This is a genomic window from uncultured Tenacibaculum sp., assembly GCF_947502995.1.
Taxonomy (GTDB): Bacteria; Bacteroidota; Bacteroidia; order Flavobacteriales; family Flavobacteriaceae; genus Polaribacter.
The window spans coordinates 1-21,936 of the sequence record NZ_CANNBW010000030.1 but is presented as its reverse complement, the minus strand read 5'-3'; the positions used below and the strand labels follow the sequence as shown (position 1 = coordinate 21,936).

Annotated in this window: 27 protein-coding genes; 24 read left to right on the top strand and 3 right to left on the bottom strand. The window is 30.3% G+C overall.

Going from position 1 to position 21,936, the window contains the following annotated elements; all coding sequences use genetic code 11:
• Positions 1-102 precede the first annotated feature (102 nt).
• Both Q1A46_RS19345 and bglX read left to right on the top strand, forming a co-directional pair.
• The gene (locus Q1A46_RS19345) at positions 103-975 is read left to right on the top strand and encodes an AraC family transcriptional regulator (RefSeq protein ID WP_299683004.1); all 873 of its coding nucleotides are present in this window, start codon (positions 103-105) and stop codon (positions 973-975) included.
• Between the two features lie 133 nt (positions 976-1,108).
• Entirely contained in the window at positions 1,109-3,406 is a 2,298-nt protein-coding gene (gene bglX, locus Q1A46_RS19340; protein WP_373456522.1) for a beta-glucosidase BglX, read from the top strand.
• Positions 3,407-3,538: 132 nt separating this feature from the next.
• Here bglX and Q1A46_RS19335 read toward each other — a convergent pair whose 3' ends face one another.
• Entirely contained in the window at positions 3,539-4,111 is a 573-nt protein-coding gene (locus Q1A46_RS19335) for a S24 family peptidase (RefSeq protein WP_299683000.1), read from the bottom strand.
• A gap of 652 nt (positions 4,112-4,763) precedes the next feature.
• On the opposite strand from Q1A46_RS19335, the gene Q1A46_RS19330 reads away from it, so the two are divergent.
• From Q1A46_RS19330 to Q1A46_RS19305, 6 genes are all read left to right on the top strand, one after another.
• A complete protein-coding gene (locus tag Q1A46_RS19330) occupies positions 4,764-4,928 on the top strand; it encodes a hypothetical protein (RefSeq protein ID WP_299682998.1) in 165 nt (54 codons plus the stop codon).
• The gene (locus Q1A46_RS19325; protein ID WP_299682996.1) at positions 4,903-5,154 is read left to right on the top strand and encodes a hypothetical protein; all 252 of its coding nucleotides are present in this window, start codon (positions 4,903-4,905) and stop codon (positions 5,152-5,154) included. Before Q1A46_RS19330 ends, Q1A46_RS19325 begins: the two co-directional genes overlap by 26 nt.
• Before the next feature lie 17 nt (positions 5,155-5,171).
• The gene (locus tag Q1A46_RS19320; RefSeq protein ID WP_299682994.1) at positions 5,172-5,819 is read left to right on the top strand and encodes a DUF3164 family protein; all 648 of its coding nucleotides are present in this window, start codon (positions 5,172-5,174) and stop codon (positions 5,817-5,819) included.
• A 5-nt stretch (positions 5,820-5,824) separates the two neighbouring features.
• Entirely contained in the window at positions 5,825-6,019 is a 195-nt protein-coding gene (locus Q1A46_RS19315) for a hypothetical protein (RefSeq protein ID WP_299682992.1), read from the top strand.
• Positions 6,020-6,024: 5 nt separating this feature from the next.
• Positions 6,025-6,159 (top strand): hypothetical protein, encoded by a 135-nt coding sequence (locus tag Q1A46_RS19310; RefSeq protein ID WP_299682990.1) that lies wholly within the window; start codon positions 6,025-6,027, stop codon positions 6,157-6,159.
• Positions 6,160-6,240: 81 nt separating this feature from the next.
• A complete protein-coding gene (locus Q1A46_RS19305) occupies positions 6,241-6,438 on the top strand; it encodes a hypothetical protein (protein ID WP_299682988.1) in 198 nt (65 codons plus the stop codon).
• Here Q1A46_RS19305 and Q1A46_RS19300 read toward each other — a convergent pair.
• Both Q1A46_RS19300 and Q1A46_RS19295 read right to left on the bottom strand, forming a co-directional pair.
• Positions 6,435-6,893 (bottom strand): hypothetical protein, encoded by a 459-nt coding sequence (locus Q1A46_RS19300; protein WP_299682986.1) that lies wholly within the window; start codon positions 6,891-6,893, stop codon positions 6,435-6,437. The genes Q1A46_RS19305 and Q1A46_RS19300 overlap by 4 nt on opposite strands.
• 21 nt (positions 6,894-6,914) lie before the next feature.
• Entirely contained in the window at positions 6,915-7,208 is a 294-nt protein-coding gene (locus Q1A46_RS19295; RefSeq protein ID WP_299682984.1) for an oxidase, read from the bottom strand.
• Positions 7,209-7,487: 279 nt separating this feature from the next.
• On the opposite strand from Q1A46_RS19295, the gene Q1A46_RS19290 reads away from it, so the two are divergent.
• The 16 genes from Q1A46_RS19290 to Q1A46_RS19215 all read left to right on the top strand — a co-directional run bounded on the left by Q1A46_RS19290 (position 7,488) and on the right by Q1A46_RS19215 (position 21,411).
• On the top strand, positions 7,488-7,937 hold the full coding sequence (locus Q1A46_RS19290) for an N-acetylmuramoyl-L-alanine amidase (protein ID WP_299682982.1): 450 nt from the start codon (positions 7,488-7,490) through the stop codon (positions 7,935-7,937).
• A gap of 9 nt (positions 7,938-7,946) precedes the next feature.
• The gene (locus Q1A46_RS19285) at positions 7,947-8,441 is read left to right on the top strand and encodes a hypothetical protein (RefSeq protein WP_299682980.1); all 495 of its coding nucleotides are present in this window, start codon (positions 7,947-7,949) and stop codon (positions 8,439-8,441) included.
• A gap of 3 nt (positions 8,442-8,444) precedes the next feature.
• Positions 8,445-9,614 (top strand): DUF2586 family protein, encoded by a 1,170-nt coding sequence (locus tag Q1A46_RS19280; protein WP_299682977.1) that lies wholly within the window; start codon positions 8,445-8,447, stop codon positions 9,612-9,614.
• Positions 9,615-9,656: 42 nt separating this feature from the next.
• Positions 9,657-10,082, top strand: coding sequence for a hypothetical protein (locus Q1A46_RS19275; protein WP_299682975.1), 426 nt, complete (start codon positions 9,657-9,659; stop codon positions 10,080-10,082).
• A gap of 191 nt (positions 10,083-10,273) precedes the next feature.
• Positions 10,274-10,564: a hypothetical protein gene (locus tag Q1A46_RS19270; protein ID WP_299682973.1), complete on the top strand. Its 291-nt coding sequence runs from the start codon at positions 10,274-10,276 to the stop codon at positions 10,562-10,564.
• Between the two features lie 169 nt (positions 10,565-10,733).
• Complete coding sequence (locus Q1A46_RS19265; RefSeq protein WP_299682971.1) at positions 10,734-12,653, top strand: hypothetical protein; 1,920 nt, start codon at positions 10,734-10,736, stop codon at positions 12,651-12,653.
• Between the two features lie 5 nt (positions 12,654-12,658).
• Complete coding sequence (locus Q1A46_RS19260) at positions 12,659-13,228, top strand: DUF6046 domain-containing protein (protein ID WP_299682969.1); 570 nt, start codon at positions 12,659-12,661, stop codon at positions 13,226-13,228.
• 6 nt (positions 13,229-13,234) lie between these two features.
• Positions 13,235-14,242: a late control protein gene (locus Q1A46_RS19255; RefSeq protein WP_299682967.1), complete on the top strand. Its 1,008-nt coding sequence runs from the start codon at positions 13,235-13,237 to the stop codon at positions 14,240-14,242.
• An 11-nt stretch (positions 14,243-14,253) separates the two neighbouring features.
• Positions 14,254-14,778, top strand: coding sequence for a hypothetical protein (locus Q1A46_RS19250; protein ID WP_299682965.1), 525 nt, complete (start codon positions 14,254-14,256; stop codon positions 14,776-14,778).
• A gap of 2 nt (positions 14,779-14,780) precedes the next feature.
• Positions 14,781-14,966, top strand: coding sequence for a hypothetical protein (locus Q1A46_RS19245; RefSeq protein WP_299682963.1), 186 nt, complete (start codon positions 14,781-14,783; stop codon positions 14,964-14,966).
• Between the two features lies 1 nt (position 14,967).
• Positions 14,968-15,285, top strand: coding sequence for a hypothetical protein (locus Q1A46_RS19240; protein WP_299682961.1), 318 nt, complete (start codon positions 14,968-14,970; stop codon positions 15,283-15,285).
• Positions 15,286-15,404: 119 nt separating this feature from the next.
• A complete protein-coding gene (locus Q1A46_RS19235) occupies positions 15,405-15,821 on the top strand; it encodes a hypothetical protein (RefSeq protein WP_299682959.1) in 417 nt (138 codons plus the stop codon).
• Positions 15,822-15,931: 110 nt separating this feature from the next.
• Complete coding sequence (locus Q1A46_RS19230; RefSeq protein ID WP_299682957.1) at positions 15,932-16,315, top strand: LysM peptidoglycan-binding domain-containing protein; 384 nt, start codon at positions 15,932-15,934, stop codon at positions 16,313-16,315.
• 25 nt (positions 16,316-16,340) lie between these two features.
• The gene (locus Q1A46_RS19225) at positions 16,341-18,071 is read left to right on the top strand and encodes a hypothetical protein (RefSeq protein ID WP_299682955.1); all 1,731 of its coding nucleotides are present in this window, start codon (positions 16,341-16,343) and stop codon (positions 18,069-18,071) included.
• Positions 18,072-18,091: 20 nt separating this feature from the next.
• Positions 18,092-19,348: a hypothetical protein gene (locus tag Q1A46_RS19220; RefSeq protein ID WP_299682953.1), complete on the top strand. Its 1,257-nt coding sequence runs from the start codon at positions 18,092-18,094 to the stop codon at positions 19,346-19,348.
• Between the two features lie 23 nt (positions 19,349-19,371).
• Positions 19,372-21,411 carry a hypothetical protein gene (locus Q1A46_RS19215; RefSeq protein ID WP_299682951.1) on the top strand — a complete coding sequence of 680 codons (2,040 nt, stop codon included), beginning with the start codon at positions 19,372-19,374 and terminating at the stop codon, positions 21,409-21,411.
• Positions 21,412-21,936 lie beyond the last annotated feature (525 nt).

The following is a 21,936-nucleotide window of genomic DNA, read 5'->3' as shown; positions in this document are numbered from 1 at the left end:
AACTAATCGTTAATATAATTTTGTCATTCATTAATAATTTTTTAATATTATTGAACCGTAAAAATTACAAACAACACAAAAACAAGCATAAAATTTTACAAAATGAATAAAAACATCCACAGAGAAATCACACAACTATCTCCCTCAGATAGCTTTTTAGTTTACTATAGAGTTAAAGACGATTTTGACTTTCCGATTCATTTTCATCCCGAATACGAATTAAACTTCATACATAAAGGTTCTGGAGTAAGAAGAGTTATAGGAGATCATATAGGAGAAATAAGCGATTATGAACTTGTTCTTGTAGGCCCTAATTTACCGCATTGCTGGGAACTACACAACTGCAAAGAAAAAGAAATACACGAAATAACAATACACATTCACAACGATTTACTTGATGAAAAACTACTATCAAGAAGAGTTTTTAAATCTGTCAGAGATATGCTCAACAGATCTATTCACGGCATTGCTTTTTCCGAAAAAACAGTTAAAGAAATCATGCCTAGACTACTTGAACTACCTAAAATATCTGGAATAGACTACTTTTTAGAATTCATTTCTATACTTCATGATTTATCTATTTCTAGAAACCAAAAACTCTTATCTACATCTTTTTCAAACTATAATGATTTTGAAAATAGTGAAAAAATTAAAAAAGTATACGAATATGTTCAAAACAATTTCAGTAGAAAAATTTCTTTAGACGAAATCTCTGAACTCGTTAATATGACTCCAGTTTCCTTCAATAGGTTTATTAAAAAAAGAACAGGAAAAACCTTTGTATCATACATAAACAACACCAGGGTTAGCTACGCAAGTAGACTTTTACTTGAAACAGATTTAAGCGTTGGTGAAATCGCATATAAATGTGGATTTAACAACTTAGCAAACTTTAACAGAATGTTTAAAAAAATAAAAAACAACACTCCAAGTGAATTTAGATCAGAATTTAATGGAATACAAAAAGTTTTATAATACTTTTTCATCATTTGAATGACAAAAAATTATTAAATAATTAAAAAAAATATCAAATTTTGATCATTTGAGTAAATTAATTAATGGATTTGTAGCTTAATTTTACACCACTTTTCTAAAACTATAGATCACAATGAAACATCACCTGAGAAAAACTACAATATATTATATGTCTGCTATATTTCTTTTTGGATGTTCTTACAAAAAAAACAACAACTCAATGATTGATACAAAAAACGAAACTATAAAAGAAAGAGTAGATTCTTTACTTTCTAAAATGACCCTTGAAGAAAAAGTTGGTCAAATGAATCAATACAATGGTTTTTGGGATGTTACAGGTCCAGTACCCGAAGCTGGAACAGCTAAACTTAAGTTTGAACACCTTAAAAAAGGATGGGTAGGATCTATGCTTAATGTAAGAGGCACAGAAAACGTAAGAGAAGTGCAAAGAATAGCTGTAGAAGAAACAAGATTAGGAATACCTTTAATTATAGGATTCGATGTAATTCACGGATACAAAACACTAGCTCCAATACCTCTTGCAGAAGCAGCAAGTTGGGATTTAGAAGCTATTGAAAAATCAGCAAGAATAGCTGCAATAGAAGCTTCTGCCTCTGGAATCAACTGGACTTTCGCACCTATGGTTGACATCTCTAGAGATGCTAGATGGGGAAGAGTTATGGAAGGCGCTGGAGAAGACCCTTATTTAGGATCAAAAATCGCAAAAGCAAGAGTTAAAGGTTTCCAAGGTGACGATTTATCTAAAAACAACACAATAGCAGCATGCGCAAAACACTTTGCTGCATACGGATTCTCAGAAGCCGGAAGAGACTACAACACCGTAGACATTGGAACTTCTACCCTTTACAATTCAGTACTACCTCCTTTTAAAGCTGCCGTTGACAGTGGAGTAAAAACATTAATGAACTCCTTCAACGAACTTAATGGAGTTCCTGTAACAGCTAGTAAATTCTTACAAAGAGACATTTTGAAAGATAAATGGGGATTTAATGGCTTTGTAGTATCCGATTGGGCGTCGATAAATGAAATCATTATCTGGGGACACGCAGAAAACAAAAGACAAGCAGCAAAACTAGCATCAATCGCAGGATCCGATATGGACATGGAAGGTTACGTTTATGTTAGAGAACTTGTTAAATTAGTTCAAGACGGTATAGTTAAAGAAGAATTAATAAACGATGCTACTAGAAGAATTTTAACCGTCAAATTTGAATTAGGCCTATTTGATGATCCTTACAAATATTGTGATCCAGAAAACGAAAAAAATAACATTGGAAACAAAGAACATCATGATGCTGTTTTAGATGTTGCTAAAAAGTCAATTGTTTTATTAAAAAATGAAAACAATTTACTTCCCCTTAAAAAACAAGGACAAAAAATAGCTTTAATAGGACCATTGGCAGACGAAAAAAACAGCCCATTAGGTAGCTGGAGATTAGGATCTGATGACAACACAGCAGTTTCTGTTTTAGAAGGTATGCAACAATATAAAGGAAATACTCTTTTATTTGAAAAAGGCTTAAATTTAGTTGAAGGAAATGCTTCTTTTACGCAACATATAAACGTAAACACAACAGATCGTTCAGAAATTAAAAAAGCGGTTAACACCGCTAAAAATGCAGATGTAGTTGTTCTAGTTCTTGGAGAACATGGATTCCAAAGTGGTGAAGGAAGAAGCAGAACCGAATTAAACCTACCTGGACTACAACAAGAATTACTTGAAGAAGTTTATAAAGCAAATAAAAACATTGTTTTAGTATTAACCAACGGTAGACCACTAACTATAGAATGGGCTGATGAAAACATCCCAACTATTATTGAAGCATGGCAACTAGGAACTCAGTCAGGAAATGCAATTGCTAGCGTTCTTTACGGAGATTACAATCCTAGCGGAAAACTTCCAATGACTTTCCCTAGAAATGTTGGGCAAGTACCTATATATTACAACTACAAAAACACAGGAAGACCTAAAGAAGAACCTAATGTTTTTTGGTCACACTATATCGACTCTAAAAACACTCCTTTATACCCATTTGGACACGGCTTAAGTTATACAACTTTTAAATACAGCAACTTTAAGATTCATGGAGACACATTCAACATTAAAGACACTGTAAAAGTAACTGTAGATTTAAAGAACACAGGAAAACTTGACGGAAAAGAAGTTGTTCAATTATACATAAGAGACCTAGTAGGAAGTGTTACAAGGCCAGTAAGAGAATTAAAAGGTTTTGAGCTAGTAAACTTAAAAAAAGGAGAGAGTAAAACTATTGAGTTCAACTTATCTAAAAAAGAACTTGGTTTTTACAACAATGAAGGCGAACACATAATAGAAGCTGGAAAGTTTCAAGTCTTTATTGGAGGAAGCTCAACTACAACTCTTGAAAAAGAATTTGAGCTCACAGAATAAGAAAATTTAAATTAATTTGTTTTGGCATAATTTATGCTTATATAAAAGTACAGTACGGAAGACGTTCTGTACTTTTCTTTTTCATAGCAATTTTCCCACTCATTTTTAATGAGTGGGTTTTCTTTTTAAAAACTACCCCATAGAATTCATTCTAACCGAAGCCTTAACCAAAGCCATTGCTCTTATCTTAGACATTTTAATATCTTTCGGCTGATGATGCTTATTTTGAGACACCAATTTTATATAATCTTCTCCTTTTTCTGATTTCTGAATATATTTTACACTAATAAACTCCTCATCCGCAACCTCAACAGATATTAGATACATTTCACCCCAGAAAATCTCAGAATAAAAATCATAAATCTGTTTGTAAGCAACAATATCACCACTTTTTAACAACGGATACATACTATCTCCTGTCACAAAAACAGCACCATCACATTTAGGTAAGTTAGGGATATTTAAAGTTCCAACAGGCTGAGTATCTCCATGAGATTGAAATAATTCTACTAAACCAGCAGCAGCTTCTACATTATATAACGGTACCGATTGTTTACCAATAGCATGATCTGTCTTTAATTTAAAAACATTGTTTGCCACAACCTCACTATTTACAACCAAATCAGACTTAACCAACATCTCACCTTTTCCTGTTAACAACCACAAAGAATCAAAATGGGGATAATTTTCAATTATCTTTGTCAACCACTTGCTTTGTATATCTGTCTTATTATTAAAAGCCCTACTTAGAACACCTTTACTCGCACCTATTTGCTTTTCAAGAGCTGTGATTTTAATATTCTCATGATCCGCCAAAACCTTTATTCTATCTATAGTACTCATAATAATTTACTTTTATTTTCATATTCAACTAATTCAACTTTTAAGAACAAGTATAAATCTACTTATCCATAAGCCAATATAATGCTATTTAAAATTATACTTAAAAACTTTACTCTAATTTATTCAGGAATTCTCGGGGGAAGTATCAAAAAAAATAAAATTTAACACAAAATAAGATATAATTTTCTTCTTTTAATTTTTTTATTGAAAATTATCAACTATATTTGTCATGAAATAATCAGACAAGCAAATATAAAGAAATAAAAATCACTAAAACAAGATTTTAAAGTAAAAACAATTGAAAATTATCATTTTAAGCAATTCTTCCATGAATACTAAGAAAAAACAAGAAAACAGGTTACATAATTATTATTAATAAAAAATTATCAAAAGCAAAAGAGATTCAAATTAAACAAAAACAAAACATCAATTAAAAAAGAAGAAAATTATCACTAAAAAAAATATCCTATGAAAAACTTCCTATTAAAAAACAGTTATACTAAAAATAAAATGTATGAAAACACAAAAAAAACTTCAAAAACGCATAGAGGAATACGAACTCATGCTAGCTCAAAACTTTGATGATGAAATTTACGCTGCATTATTAAAAGATAAAAATGAAATTGAATTAGAACTTAAAAAAAACCAAAAAAATGAGATTAAGAGAAATAGAAAATAGAATTAAAGAATTAAGAAACGCCATTGCTTACAGTAGAAACGAACAAAAAATCATGACTATTGGAGAGGGAATTTGCTGTAATCTCGAAATAGCATCATGGTTTAGAGTAATGGACGGACAAAGCTCTCAACCAAAATATACCGTTAGCGAAATTGTAAACGATAAAGTACTCGATATTAATGATTGTATTATAGAAGAAAACTGGATTAAACCTGAAATAATTTAAAAAAGAAAAAAAAGCTTATGAATACCGCAATTAACCTCGACACATTAACTGAACATCAATTAGTAGCTGCCTTAGCAAAAAAACAACAAGAAAGAAAATTAATTTATCAAAACAAAAGAGCTCAATTAGAAAAAGAAAATGAAAACTTTTGTAGTAAAACAGCTGAAAAATTTGCGTTTCTTTCTAACCAATTAAAACAACTTAAAGACGAAACCATTAGAGAAGCCAATAGATTATATAAAGAAATGTATAATCTGAACGGAAGACAACCAAAAGATGTAAAATCATTCTCTAGAAAAAACAAAGAAGGTAATATAATGGTTACTGTAGATTATCAAGAGCGAATAGAGTTTACAGAAGAAGCTAATGTTCATATTAATGCTATTAAAGATATCTTTAAAAATAAGTTTGCAAACCGTAACAAAGGATTATATAACATTTTAGACGGCTTATTAATTAAAGGAAATAAAGGTGAATATGATCCAAAACTATTAGCTAAAGCTCGCAAACAAGTTAAAGATATGGGAGACGAAAAATTAATTGAAGAATTTGAAAAATTAAGCGATTGTCAACGTGTTTCTGGATCTTCTAAATACTGTCGTGTAAAGACTAGAGATGAAAACAATAAATGGAAAGACATTAACATTCAATTCTCTAGCTTGTAAATCTTATGGAAAATTTCAGACTTATCGTAATTGGTATTTCTTGTATAACATTACTGATTACTGTTGTTTTAATACAACTAACATCGATTGACGTGAGTATGCTTCTAAAAATTCAAGCCAATACAGCTATGATTATGATTTGTGCAATTGTACTTCATTTTCTTTTAGAAGAAAAAAACAGTAAAAATAACTCTCAATAAAATCTATGGAATCTCAAAATTATTTAAAAAAGAAAGGAAAGAAAGCGTTAAAACTTGCTAAGGAAATAGAAAAAGACAAACTTAGTCAAGGCGCGAAATACAAAAGATTGAATAACAAAACAATCATTTTAAAAGATTAAAACCAACATAAGACTGTGTAAATTAAAATTGCACAGTCTTTAAAAACTTAACCACAAACCTCCATTAAAAACGAAATATCTATGGCTAGAAACAACAATTTAATTGCATTGAGAAATCAGAAAGTAAAACAACGCTTTAGTCAAATCTCAAATAAGTATCCTAAATGGAAATATGATGCAGTTTTAGAAACTTTATCATTAGAGTTTTTTATAAGTAAAAGAACCATCTCTGCAATATTAAATAATGAAGGCGCTTATAAAAGCGCCTTTTTAAACTAGTTTAAAATATAATTATCGAGTTCAACTCGCTTTCGAATTTCAGTTGAAAAAGAAACTTTGAAAGCGGGTTTTCCATATATAAAGCTTAAATCTTCTTCAGCAGTTTGCGATAATTCTGAGAAAAAATTTCCTGTAGCTCCATGTAGTTCATCTACAATTTCATCCATAATATTTAAAATATCAATAGAACTTGGTTTGTTCTTATCTAAAATATCTGTGTTATCGAATTGCCTGAAGAAAACATAAACATCTATTACTGCTCTACCCTCAATAAAATCGACAGTCATTTCTTCATAATCAATTCTACTTATTGAAACGTAAGCTGCAGGAAAATGACTAATTCCATTTGCATCTTCATCTGAAAACTGTCCTTTATAAATATCTATAATTTGAAAAAAATTCATATCATCTAATCTAGATGACAATTCATTAAATATTTCTACTCTTACACTCATATTACTTTTACTTTTTTTAATTTATACTTCTCTATAAGGAGCTTCTACAACAATATCTCCTGCTGGATCAAAATCCAATTGCTTTACTTCCATACCATCATATTGAAAATTTCTTCTGATTTGAGTAATAACATCTCTTGGATTTTCATCATTAAGCATGTTCGAAATTCCTACTCCTATTTCTGGATACTCTTTATACTCACCTTTCTGAGCCAAAATAATGTGTTCTTGATGTTGTAATGTAGCATCTGTAACTACAAAATCTCCGTTTACAATTAATAAATCTCCTGTTTCGTCTAATTTAAAATCATTCATATTTTTTTAGTTTAAATTCTGATACAAAGTTGCTTTAACTACATGGAATTTTAAAACTCAAAATCAACCATTGCAAATCGAAATACAACCATTGTAAATCTATCCGCAAACACTGATAATCAAGTTGTAAGAACTCTAATTCCGTCCCATATTTGCATCGTCAAACAACTCGAACGAAGTATAAAACTATACTATTAAAGAGTCACCAAAAGGCAGTTCACCTCTTCTTATTAATGAGGGAACTGCAAACCCTTCGGGGGAGTTAAAAAAGAAAAAAGAATGAGAAAAATTAAACACATTGTTATTCATTGTACCGCTACTGTTGCAGGGAAAAAGTTTACAGCTAAAGACATTGACTTATGGCATAAAGAAAGAGGCTGGAAAGGAATCGGATATCATTATGTAATAGGATTAGACGGAACTATAGAAGAAGGAAGACCAGAATATAAAATCGGTGCTCATGTTAAAGGACATAATAGAAACTCAATCGGAATTGTATATGTCGGAGGTTTAAATAAAAGATTTTCTCCAAAAGACACGAGAACAAGAAAACAAAAAAGAGCTTTGAGAGAATTACTATTAGTCTTAAAAGAAAAATATCCTCAAGCAAAAATTTTAGGACATAGAGATTTTTCTACAGACATAAACAAGAATGGTATTATAGAGCCTTTTGAATTTATAAAAGCTTGTCCATGTTTCGATGCTAGAAAAGAATACTGTAACCTTTAAAAAATAAAAATGAAGAGAAAAATTAAACTCTTAAGCTGTTTAATAGTTCTCTCTCTTTTAATCAACTCTTGTCGAAGTTTTAAAAAGCTACCAGCAACACAAAACACTGTTAAAATAAAGGATTCAATTTATAAAGAATCTCACACAATAGACACCATTGTGATTGCTAGGAAAGCCGACACTGTAAAACTTAGAGAGACCATCAATAAACTTACTGAAGAAGCTATTGTAAAACGCTCAAACTACACCAAGTTGAGCATTAAAAGAGTGGGAAACACTATTGAAGCTGAATGTATTGCTGATGAACTAAAAGAACTTTTAGAATTACAGAAAGAAATCATAAAACACTATAAAGAAATTAATCAACAAAAACAGGAAACTATTGTGATTCCACAAAAATATATACCTGAACTGTTGAAACCCCTGATTTGGATTGGTGGAATTGTACTAATCCTTTTCCTAGGAGGAACGATTGTGAAATTTGTTAAACCAAAAATCCTATAAAAAATGAATGGATTACCTAAAGTAAAAATTAATGTAAACAATGATGGTTTAGGGCAAGTAGCTCAAACCGAAGATGGCGTATCTGCTATGATTTTAACAGGAACTTCTGTTTCTGGAGGCGCTCAAGTTGGAGAATCATTTCAAGTATTTAGCTTAGACGAAGCTGAAGCAGCTGGTATCACATCAACTGCAAACCCTTATGCTTACAAACAAGTACAACAATTCTACGAAGAAGCTGGTAATGGAGCTGAGCTTTGGTTAATGTTAGTTGCTGATACTGTTTCAATGGAAGACATGGTTTCTTCAGACGAAGACTATGCTAAAAAATTATTAGATGATGCTAAAGGAGCTGTTCGCTTAATTGCAGTTTCTAGAGAATCTGATGGTTCTGCAACTATTGCAAATGGTGTAGATGCTGACGTTGATAATGCTGTAGTAAAAGCTCAAGCTTTAATCGAAGGTTATGCTGACAAATACAAAGAAGCTTCTGTTATTATTGACGGAAAAGACTTTAATGGAACTGTTGCCGACTTAAAAGATTACTCTACTTCAGATCAAGAATTCGTTTCTATCCTTTTATCTAACACTGACGGAAGTAAAAACGCAGCTGTAGGATTATTATTAGGTAGATTAGCTAAAGATCCTGTAATGAGAAACCCAGGTCGTGTAAAATCTGGATCATTACCTGCAACTGAAGGTTTCTTTACTAACGAACAAGCTATTGAAGAATTAGAAAACGCATGGGATAATATCCACAACAAAGGATACATCTTTTTAAGATCTTTCGTAGGTCGTTCTGGATATTTCTTCAATGATGCTCCTACTTGTACTGTTGCTAGCGATGATTTAAATAACATCACAAGAGTTCGTACAATTTACAAAGCAAGACGTGTTGCTTACGGAGTATTTGTTAACGAAATCTTAGATGAAATTCCATTAGAAGCTAACGGTAAAATTGCTCCTGCTTTAATTAAGAGTTGGGAAGGTTTAGTTGACAATGCGATCAACTTAACTATGGCTCAAAATGGTGAAATTTCTGCTGTAAGAACTTTCATCGATCCAGCTCAAGATGTATTAGCAACTAACGAAGTAAGAGTATCATTAGATATTTTACCAGTAGGATATGCTAAATATATTACTGTTGAATTAGGCTTTACTACTAGCTTATCGTAACCCCCTAAAACTAACGTTTAACTTATTAATAAAATTTAAAAAATGACTTTTGATAGTAAAAGCCCTGAATATCGTTGGGCAGATGTACAAATTGTAATGTTAGGAAGAGTTCTTACTCGTGTTCGTGGAGTAAAATTTTCTGTAAAAAGAGAAAAAGAATATTTAATGGCAAGAGGTGAAGATCCTCACGCTATACAATATGGTAACAAAACTCCAGAAGGAGAATTAACATTATTACAAAGCGAAGTGGAAGCTTTACAATTATTATTAGCTCCAGAGGAAGATTTAACAGATTTACCTCCATTCGATATCACTGTTTCTTTCGTAAGAAACTCTGCTCCAGATAAAATTGCAACATATATGTTAAAAGGAGTAGAATTCACTGAAGATAACAGAGAATTAAAACAAGGTGATAAATTCATGGAAATCACTTTACCAATCATGTATTTACGCAGATTAGCTGCATAAACACCAACACTCGGTAATTAGTGTTTGTGAACAAAAGATTAGTTTTTTAGCTAGTGTATTTGTTTCATTCTTCAGGAGCAGGGCTAATGATATGTCCTTTATTAGAATCCCTGCTCCTTTCTTCAACAAACACTTTTACCAAAACAAGATTCAAAAACACAAATACTTAAAAACTATAAACATTTAATATTATGAAAATTAATAAAGAACAAATCAACAGCTGGAAGCAACAACACGGAGAAGTATTCGAAGTAGCCGTAGATGGTAAAAAAGGATATTTAAAAAAACCAGACCGTAAAACACTTTCATATGCTATGACTAACGCACAAACCAATCCTTTAGGTTTTGCAGAAGTAATACTAGAAAACTGTTGGTTAGGTGGAGATGATGACATTAAAACTAATGATGGTTTATTCTTCGCCGCTGCAGGACAAATTGACAAACTAATCGAAATAAAAGAGGCTGAGCTAAAAAAGTGCTAGAGGGTGCCCAAGGGGACCCTCAAAAAAACTGGATCACCTATGTTGATACTCTTATGCAATATCATTTAAACATAGATCCTTCTACCCTGAGTGATCAGCAATGGGCAGAAAAGTTTAAGCAACTAGAAGATATTAGGCAAAAAGAAGCCAAATCAAATCAAATGTAAAGATGGAAAAACTCCTTGAAATTTTAGAAAAACTTAATAAAGTTATCGATAGTGTATCTATTGATTCGGAAACTTTAAGAAAAGGCACTGAAAAGCTTGAAAAAGCATATGAAAAACTAAAAAAAGTGTTAACCAGTGTTTATGATAAATTTATTCAATTAAAGGATAAATTAAAAGAAAACATATCAAATAAACTTGATAAAGTTAAAACTACCTTCTTTAAAATTAAAGGAGCTATAGACAAGGTTAAATCTGGAATTCAGGGAGCCATTTTTAAAGTAAAAAGCTTTGTAAGTAAAGTTAAAAATGGATTTAATAAAGTAAAAAGTATCCTTGATTTACTAAAAGGATATATAAAACAAGGAATAGGAATATATTTTGGAATTAAACCAATAAATGATTTTATCGGTAAATTAAGATTATTCACCAGATTCTTTATACTATTGAGTGCTAATGCAAACAAAGCTTTTAACCCTATAATTAAAACCTTTTCTGTATTAAGAAAACTAACAAATATATCAAACTTAAAAACTGTTCAAGTTTTAAGAAAGTTCGCTACCACTTTAATAGGTCTTGCAAGAAAATCTAGAAATTTATTTAAGGTTTTTACTTTGTTAAGTGTTACGGGAGGTAAATTCAGAAAAGTTTTCGGTGTAGTTAGCAATATTTTAAACATTGCAAATCGTTTCTTTAGAACTAGTGTTATACTCGTAAGAAAACTATCTAATGGTATAAGAGTAACAATGAACTTTTTTTCTGTTTTAGCTACTAGAATCGCATTAGTTTCTGTTAGGTTAAGAAAGTTTTTTAGAGGTATTGGTGCAACTTTAAATAAAATAAAATTCTTGGCTCAACTAAACCCTTTAATCAAAATACTTTTATATGTTCCTTTAGCTATTAACTTATTTAAAAAATTCAAATCAAACTTAGAACCTATTATTGGGAGTTTAACCTACTTAGCAGAAAGACTTAACAACTTTATCAATGCTATGTTCCCTCTTCAAGAAGGAGGATATTTATTCGAATGGATTAAGTTTATCCTGGAAGGACTTGGAGTAGTTTTATCATATATAAGCTTAGGACTTTCAATTGTATTCGAAACACTAAAACCTATCGCTCCTGTTATTGGTATGATAGCTACAGTATGGGCTTTATGGAATGCAATCATGTACTTAAGTCCTTTAACCTGGTTAATTATTGGTATTGTTGCTGTTGTAGCTGCTATAGCCATATTAATTAAGTACACTAAAGGTTGGGGAACAGCGTGGCAAGGTCTTGGAGATATGCTGTCTGCAATATGGCAACAAATAAAAAGTGATTTTTGGTTCTTAATTGACTCTATAGGTTACGGTTTCAAACTTGCATTTTTAAATATAGTTAGTTTCGGTCAACGTGCTGTTCAGTTTGTAAAAAATATTGGACAAGCAATAAAACTAGCATGGCAAGGAAAATTTTCTGAAGCCAGAGAAACCTTAACTCAAAAAATTGAAACAAAAGCCCAAGTTCAAATTGAGGAACTCAAGAAAAATAGAGATCAAAGAGTTAAACAATATCAATTAGATTTTTTAAACAATGCTAAAACTTTTGGTGAAGGACTTAAAAAAGTTCAAAGTTTATCTTTTGATGGAAAAGGCTTACAAAGAGATATAAGTAAAGTTAAAAATAACTTCTCTTTCTCTGCTGATAAAACAGGAAATGAAACTCCTTCTTTATCTACAATTCCTTCTGGAACACAACAAGGTATTGGTAACATTACCGATGGCGGTAAAAAACAAACAAATATTAATGTTCATTTCGATAAACTAATCGAACAGATGAATATTACTACAGAGCAATTTGTAGAAGGTGTAGATGAAATGGAAGATAAGGTTAAAGAAGCCCTTTTAAGAGTACTTAATTCTACTTACGAAATTCAAATTTAATAATTATGGCAAACACATTTAACTTAAAAACATTAACCGCAGCATCTCACGGATATAATACTGTTCCTCCATTCTATTTGAATAAAGAAGCTTTAGCAAACAGAAATAAAATAGGTCGTTTTTCATCTTTAAAAAACCACATGGGTAGACCTTATTTTATGGATGTATTTATCGATGGAGAAAGATTACCAAATGAACCTTTATTAACCTTTAGTGCACAAAAACAGATTGTAAAAACTAATATCATTGGTGGAGAACAAAAAGGATCTGTTAAAGAAATCGTGAATTCAAGTGATTTCAAAATTAAAATAGAAGGTGTTTGTATTGAACCTGGAAAAAAGGAATATCCTACAAATCAAGTAGAAAAGATCATTTCTTTATGTCAAAAACAACAAGCTATGGATTTTGAAAATGATTTAGCTGAATTATTCGGAATTAATAAAATAATTATAACCAGCTATAATTTTGACAAAATGCAAGGTCAGCCTTACTCGCAACGCTATACCATTAATGCTATTAGTGATGATGATTTTTATGTAGAACTAAATAATAGAGGAAAACTATTATCAAATTAAAAAAAGATGTTTGTTTTAGACTGTACAATAAATATAGGAGAATATACTTTTAAGCGTGTTAACGATATTAAGATTGTGAAATCTGTAGATTTACTTTCAGATACTGCTATGATTAAAATGCCAGCAAGCGCAGTCTTTTTATCTAACACTAACGGAGAAGAAAGAAAACAGCTTGAAGAAGAATTAAAAGCTGGTATGCCAGTAGAAATCACCCTTTCTTATAAAGATGTTTTTGAAAAGAAAGAATTTACAGGTTATGTAACTCATATCGAACCAAGAAACCACATGGTAACTATAGAATGTGAAGATGTTTTATATCATGTTAGAAAAACTCGAATCAATAAAAACTTTAAAGAAACAACATTAAAGGAGGTTTTAACTCATATCATTTCTGAGACTAATAAAAAATTACCAGAAAATGCAACTCCTGTAAAGTTAGCTAGCAATATAGCAGATATAAACTTTGACAATCTTCCATTAAAAGATAAAAATGGAGCTCAAGCTTTAAAGAAAATTGTAGATGATTATAATTTAAGAGTTTTTATTAACGATAAAGATGAGCTTTATGGCGGACTAAGATTAACAACAAATATTAACGAATCTTCTACATACAATTTACAAACCAATGTAGTAAAACACAACTTAAAATACACCAAAGAAGAAGATGTTAATCTATACGTTAAGGTCATTGGAGTAAAAAAAGACAACACTAAAGTAGAAGTTATTGTAGGTGATAAAGAAGAAGGAGAACAACGAACATTACATTATTACAACATTTCTGATGAAGAAAAACTTAAAGAAATTGGAGAATCTGAATTAGAGAACATTAAATATAGTGGTTATAGAGGAAACTTAACCGGATTCTTAGTTCCTCATACAACTAGAGGTATGAAAGTTGAAATTATCGATGAAAAATATCCTTCAAGAAACGGAACTTATTTTGTTCCAAAAGTAACCACTCACTTCGGGCAAAGTGGAGCTAGAAGAAAAGTAGAATTAGGAGCTATAATTTAAAACTAAAGCACATGGGAAAAGATAAAGATTTACAAAATGCTTTTAGGCATTTAACTCATAAAGAACCTCAAACTTTTATAGCTACTGTAACTAAAGTAGATAAAGAAAAGAAAACTATTGAAATTATAGATACTGATGGTTTTGATTTTGATGATGTGCGATTAACTAGCGTTATAGATGATACTAACAAAGTTGTACAGTTTCCTAAAGAAGAAACCTCTGTTTTAGTTAGCAGAATTGGAGACGACGACAATACACTTTTCGTTAGCGCCATAAGTGAAGTTGAAAGTATTGAAGGAACTATAGAAGACACACATTTTCATATCGATAAAGATGGATACATCTTTGAAAAAGGTGATGTTAGACTAAAAGATATTATCAATGAAATTCAAAATCAAATAGGAAGTCTTTGTGATGAAGTAAACAAAATTGTTGTTTCTATTGGAGTTACTCCAAATGTTGCTGCGATAACACAAATTAAAACTGCTGTTACCGATACCTTGAATACAGAATTAGATAAAATTTTAAAACCTTAATTATGCCATTAAACAAAGTTGCTTTGGAAGCTCAAATCAAAAGTATTTTAGCTCCATCTAACAATACCGAAAATAACTATGAGCAAGTTGCGGCAGACTTAGCCAATGCCATAGATACGTATGTAAAAACAATGACCATAATTGGAGTTGGTAATCAAGGTGCACCATTAAGCTTAACGATAACATAAAATGAAAGAGTTTTTAGTAAATCATATAGATGTCATCATAGGATATCTATTCGGAGCTGGTGGAATATTAACAGCTTGGACAGAAAGAAAAAAAAGAAGACAAGAGCTTATTAAAGAAGAAACCCAAAACCAACAACAAGTAGTGGATTTATATCAAGAAGCATTGGATGATTTGAAAAAGAGATATGACGAAAAATTCAACGAATTAGAAACAGAAATAAAACAATTAAGAACCAACTTAGATTTATGGAAAAGTAAGTATCGAGACTTAAAAGATGAGTTCGAAAGTTATAAAAACGATCATAAAATAACACAATAATTACAGAATTAACAAAAGTTTAAGGTAATCAATCGTTAAAAAGCACAGTATTAGCAATTATTTAAAATTCGAAAATTATTTTTCAAAGCTATATTGAGAATCAACCAAAAAAATTAAAAATGAAATTAAATTACCTCGAACTTCCATCGTTCATTCCGGCATCAAAATTACATGCTATTAAAAATGATTTTATAATAACAAAAACCATAGAAGTAACACTCTCAGACGGAAGAAAGCTTTCTATACCAGAAGGTCATGTAATACAATCATCTAATACACCTAAATGGATTAAAAAGCTTTCTTTGTCAACTCAAAAAATTTCTATTGCAACATTAATTTACGACAGATTATGGACTGAACAAATTAGTGAAATAGAATATTTTGGAAATATTTACGAAGCTTTACAGTTTTCAAACGAAGAATTTCATAAATGGAACACTGCTAGTAACCCAAGTACTTGGTTTTTAAATTTTATCAAATATCAGTTTTTAAAACACTTTTCTATTCGATACTATATTAAGAAAGGATTAGTTTAACCTCAACTACACCTCCTTAACACCACGTCTAGTCAAACAAAATATAACAAAAATATTACCAGCTAAAACTACTTGGCCAGGGTAACTATTTTATCTAACTCAACAGAATTATGATAAATACAGTAACAGTTAGCAATAACCAGTCTTTATTCGATATTGCTATTCAAACTACAGGTATAGCTACAAATGCTTTAGCTATTGCTCAAGAAAACGGACTATCAACTACTGATAATTTAACTGTAGGAAGTGTTTTAACTATCCCAGATGATGTTGTCGTAGATACAACAATAAAAAATTATTACAACCAACAAAATCTTTCTCCTGCTTCTGGATTAACTAAAAGCGATGAAGGAATTACTCAAGGCCTTCAAGGAATTGGATACTGGATTATTGGCTCAAGCTTTAGAGTGGAGAAAAACGCAATTAATGCTATTAACCTTGATGATGTAGATATTTCTATTTCAGATGGATTTCCTTCTGCAAAAGCAAGATAAAAACACTACCAAATAAGAACAACAAATGAAGACTAGTATAGATATTTTAAAAACTTGGTTTCAAACTGGAGATAAACCTACAGAAAATCAATTTGAAAACTTAATTGATAGCTTTCATCACAAAGATGAAGGAAACATTATAACTAGCTATCAAATTTTTGATAACGGTGATGTATCCTTCACTTTATCTGACGGGAAAACTGCTTTAATTGAAAAATTTGTATTACCGAATACCATGCCTCAAAATTTTATTGATGGATTGGTAGAGACTTTAAATTCTAAAGTAAATAAAGTAACTGGAAAACAATTATCTGATGAAAACTTCTCTTTAGAATTAAAACAAAAACTAGAGAATTTAGAAAACTATGTTCATCCAGAATTTCATAAAATAACTGAAGTAGAAGGATTACAAGAAGCTATAGAAAACAAGGTTGACATTATTGAAGGAAAACAATTATCTGACGAAAACTTTTCGACTGAAGAAAAAGAAAAGTTATCTGATTTAAAAAACTATGTTGCTCCAGAATCACAACCAATTAGCTATATAGAAGAACTTGAAGAATCTCTAACAAAAATCAATCAAGACTTAAATAACAAAATTGATATTGTTGAGGGTAAACAATTATCTGATGAAAACTTCACTAGTGAAGAAAAAGAGAAGTTAGCAAACTTCAACATTAGCACATTTGCAACAGTTTCAGACGGAACAAATATAATTAGTGCTAACGGACAGGCAGATCAATTAGTTTTTGATGGAGCTACTATTGATGTTGATAAAAATATAGTAGTTATAGATCAACCAGAAATCCCTACTTCATTCCCTATTAGCAGTATAGAAAATCTTGAAGAGGAATTAACCAGTATTACACAATCTATTGATGAGAAAGTAAGTAATGAAGATTTACAAGCTGAATTAACAACTATTAATAATGATCTAGACACAAAAATAGATGAAGGTGGTTTAGAACCAATTGTTCAAAATCTAGAAAATCAGATCAGTGAAAGAATAAGCGGAACTGAATTTCATGACGAACTCGATCAAATCAAACTTGAAATAGACAACAAGTTAGACGAAAGTCAAGTTGATGATAAATTGGTAGAAATTAAATCTGATTTAAGCAACAAAGTAGATAAAGTAACAGGAAAACAGCTTTCTACAAATGATTTCACAACCGCTGAAAAACAGAAATTGGCAGAATTAGGAAATCAAAGTATTAAAATATACAAAGACTCGAAATCTGTTTTCTATGATCCTGAGGAACTTCAAGCAGGAAAAATTGACCTACTAGATCAATCTTTTATCGCATATGAATTACTTAGAGATTTCAATACTATTAAATTAAACTCAACTCTAAGATGTTATATTCCAGATAATGTTGAAATAACTCAAAAGAGTTTCAATTTCTCTGTTGAACTTGGTCTAATTAGAAATTTGAATTTCGCTTATCCGCTATTCAACATATCTGTTATAAATTTTGAACCATCTAAATTAGTTTACTTAAATGATATTGTTTTAACAACGGATATAGTAACTCACAATGCTAATGGAGTTCGATTTATAACCCAAAATATTGAAATCGATTGTGCTAAACCATTACAAACAGCATACTCAAAAACAGAAACATACCCAAGAACATATTTTGATTATCCGTTATCAGAAACACCTAATAAAATAGATAATAACAAATTGCTATTAAACTTTACAAACTCTCCATTTAGAATATGGACACAAGCATCAGTAGTGATGGTTTATTAATTTTTTTAAACTAAAAAAAAATGAAAACAAGTATCGATATATTAAAAACCTGGTTTCAAACTGGCGATAAACCAACAGAAAATCAATTTGAAAACTTAATTGATAGTTTTCATCATAAAGATGATGGAAATATTATTACTCAGTATCAAATACAAGATAACGGAAATGTTTCTTTCACTTTTTCCGATGGAAATAAAGCTTTAATAGAAAAGTTTGTGTTACCGAATACTATGCCTCAAAACTTTATTGATGGTTTAGTAGAAACGTTAAATTCAAAAGTTAATAAAGAAACAGGAAAACAGTTATCTGATGAAAACTTTAGTTTAGAATTAAAACAAAAACTTACTGAACTACAGAATTACATTCATCCTGAATTCCATCAAATTACAGAGGTTGAAGGTTTACAAGAAGCTATTGAAAATAAAGTAGATCGTATTGTTGGAAAACAACTTTCTGATGAAAACTTTTCTACTGAAGAAAAAGAAAAGCTTGCTGGTTTAGAGAATTATGTTGCTCCAGATTCGAAACCGATTAGTTATATCGAAGAACTTGAAGAAACCATAACAAAAATCAACCAAGACATAGAAAACAAAGTTGATTTAATAGAAGGAAAACAACTTTCTGATGAAAACTTTACAACTGAAGAAAAAGAAAAGTTAGCGAATTTCAATATTACTACTTTCTCTAGTATTTCAGACGGAGAAAATAGAATTATAGCAAACGGTCAAGCTGATGAATTAGTATTAAAAGGTGCGAAAATAGATACTGAAAAGAATGTTGTTATTATAGAAGGTCACAACTCTGTATACGAAGAAGAAATCAACCTAGAATTTTTCAACACCACAGATGATAAAGAAATAGTAACGCTGCCTCTTATTGAAAATTCTGTAGCGAACAGTATCATTATCCCTACCAAAATAACGATATCTGGATATACTGATCCTTTTACAGAATATGGATATTTTTTAAAATTAGGTTTTACAGATTTAACTCAAGACAAACCTTATTTGGATACTTTCCACAATATTCAATTAGCTAATCTTGGTGAATATACTGTAAACGCTCCATACGTAGAAAACAACAATATATACATCCGATACACAAATTTAAAAGAATATAAACCAGATTTCACTCAAGGTATTAATCTTATTGGTGAACCTAATAAGGTAATTGACACTTTAAAAGGATCACTTACCCTAAGAATAGAATATTTCACTATGAACATAAAGAAAGATGTACCTGTAGTCTCAGAAACCGCTCCTCCAGCGACGTTCTAGATTTTAAGACCCTATAAAAGAAAATGAAGACAAGTTTAGATATATTAAAAAGTTGGTTTCAAACTGGAGATACACCTACAGAGAATCAGTTTGAAAACCTTATCGATAGTTTTCATCATAAAGATGATGGAAATATTATAACAAGCTATGAAATTTTGACTAATGGAGATGTTTCTTTCACTTTTTCTGACGGAAACACCACTTCAATAGAAAAATTTGTTTTGCCAAATACAATGCCTCAGAATTTTATTGATGGCTTAGTTGAAACTTTAAACTCTAAAGTAACTAAAGAAACTGGTAAACAGTTATCTGACGAAAATTTCACTTTAGAATTAAAACAGAAATTAGTAGAATTAGAAAACTATGTACATCCTGAATTTCATGAAATTACAGATGTAAAAGGTTTACAAGCAGCTATTGAAAGTAAAGTTGATACTGTAGATGGAAAACAACTTTCAGATGAGAATTTTTCTTTTGAAGAAAAAGAAAAGTTAGCAAACTTAGAAAATTATGTAGCTCCAGACTCACAACCAATTAGTTATATAGAAGAACTTGAAGAATCATTAAGTAAAATCAATCAAGATTTAGAAAACAAGATTGATATTGTAGAAGGAAAACAACTTTCAGATGAAAACTTCACCACAGAAGAAAAAGAAAAATTAGCGAATTTCAATATAAGTACTTTTTCTACAGTAACCGATGGTGAAAATAGAATTATAGCAAACGGTCAAGCAGATGAACTTGTTTTTGATGGAGTTACTATTGATATAGATAAAAACATTATTAGTATAGATCAACCTGAAATTCCTACCTCCTATCCTATCAGTAGTATTGAGAATTTACAAGATGAACTTGATAGTATCAATACATCTTTGGCTGATAAAGTTGATAGCACTGATCTTCAGAATGAATTAGATCAAATTAAAGAAGATATCAATAACAAGGTCGACAATGAAAACTTATCTACTGAGGTTGAAAAAATTGAAGGTAATCTAGAAGAGAAAGTAGATCGTGGTGATTTCACATTACTTGAAGATAAAGTTCAAGAGCTTGAAAGTAATTTCGATGACAAATTGAATATTACAGAATTTACTCCTGTTAAAGATCAAGTAAATGAAATTAAATCGAATTTAGATGACAAACTCAATGTTAGCGAGTTTACTCCTACAAAAGATAAGGTCAGCCAAATTGAAACTAATTTAGAAGATAAACTAGATACAACAGAGTTCACTCCTGTTAAGAATAAGATTAATGAAGTAGAAGCTAAATTAGTTAATAAGGTTGATAAAATTGTAGGAAAACAATTATCTAGTAATGATTATACTGATAAAGAAAAAGAGAAACTTGCTAATCTTAATTTAAATAGCTTTAGTACTATAACAGATGGTGTAAATACTATTTCAGCTTCAAAAGAAGGAGATCAAGTTATTTTTAAAGGAGCAACTATTAATCCAGGCAATAATTCAATAGAAATTGACTCTTCAGATAGTCAGAATATTTTTCCTGAATTTAATTTCTCTTGGGGGGATAAATCAAAAAGCTATACTAAAAGTTATAGTAATACTCCAACAAGAACATATACAGGAAACGTAAACCTATTAGATTGTGAGTTAATTAATGGATCTGATAATATTTTAGATTACGAACCTAAAATATTACTATATAGATATAAATCTAAAAAGAAAATAACTTATTACGATAAGAAGACTAACAAACCTTTTTTATTTACCAAAAAGGCAAGATTCTATCATTATGAAGATTCAGGAAGAAGAAATACTGTTATTCCAATCACTAGCAGAAAATCTACTTTAGATTTTGGTTTAGAACATTTCTTTAAAGATGATATTTCTACTACATCTAGTAGATTATTAGCTATGGGAATGAAAAACGGAAATCAGAATACTTTATATAGAAAAAAGAGTCGTTCACAAGCTCATTTTTACATCAAAGTCCGATTACAGTTAACTTATAAAGGAAAAACTATATTATCTCCCTTTTCGGAAACTTTAAGAGTTTTTATAGACAAGCATGAACAATATAAAATAAGCTTCGAAAGAACCTAAAAACACTTGATAAATTAGGTAACTCTTGAATGAGATACCCTAAACATCGTAACTCTTTAATGAGATATGCAATAAAATAGCTCTCGAAAATGAGCTTGCTGTCCAAGGAAAATAGCAATCACAAATGTGATTGCTTCCGCGGACACGAATCAAAATCAAAAAATCACATATAAATAAAATGGTAACTCTTAAATGAGATATGCAGTAAAATAGCTCTCGGAAATGAGCTTGCTGTCCAAGGAAAATAGCAATCACGAATGTGGTTGCTTCCGCGGACACGAATCAAAATCAAAAAATCACATATAAATAAAAATGGTAACTCTTAAGTGAGATACCCTAAATATCGTAACTCTTTAATGAGATATGCAGTAAAATAGCTCTCGAAAATGAGCTTGCTGTCCAAGGAAAATAGCAATCACGAATGTGGTTGCTTCCGCGGACACGAATTAAAATCAAAAAATCACATATAAATAAAAATGGTAACTCTTAAGTGAGATACCCTAAATATCGTAACTCTTTAATGAG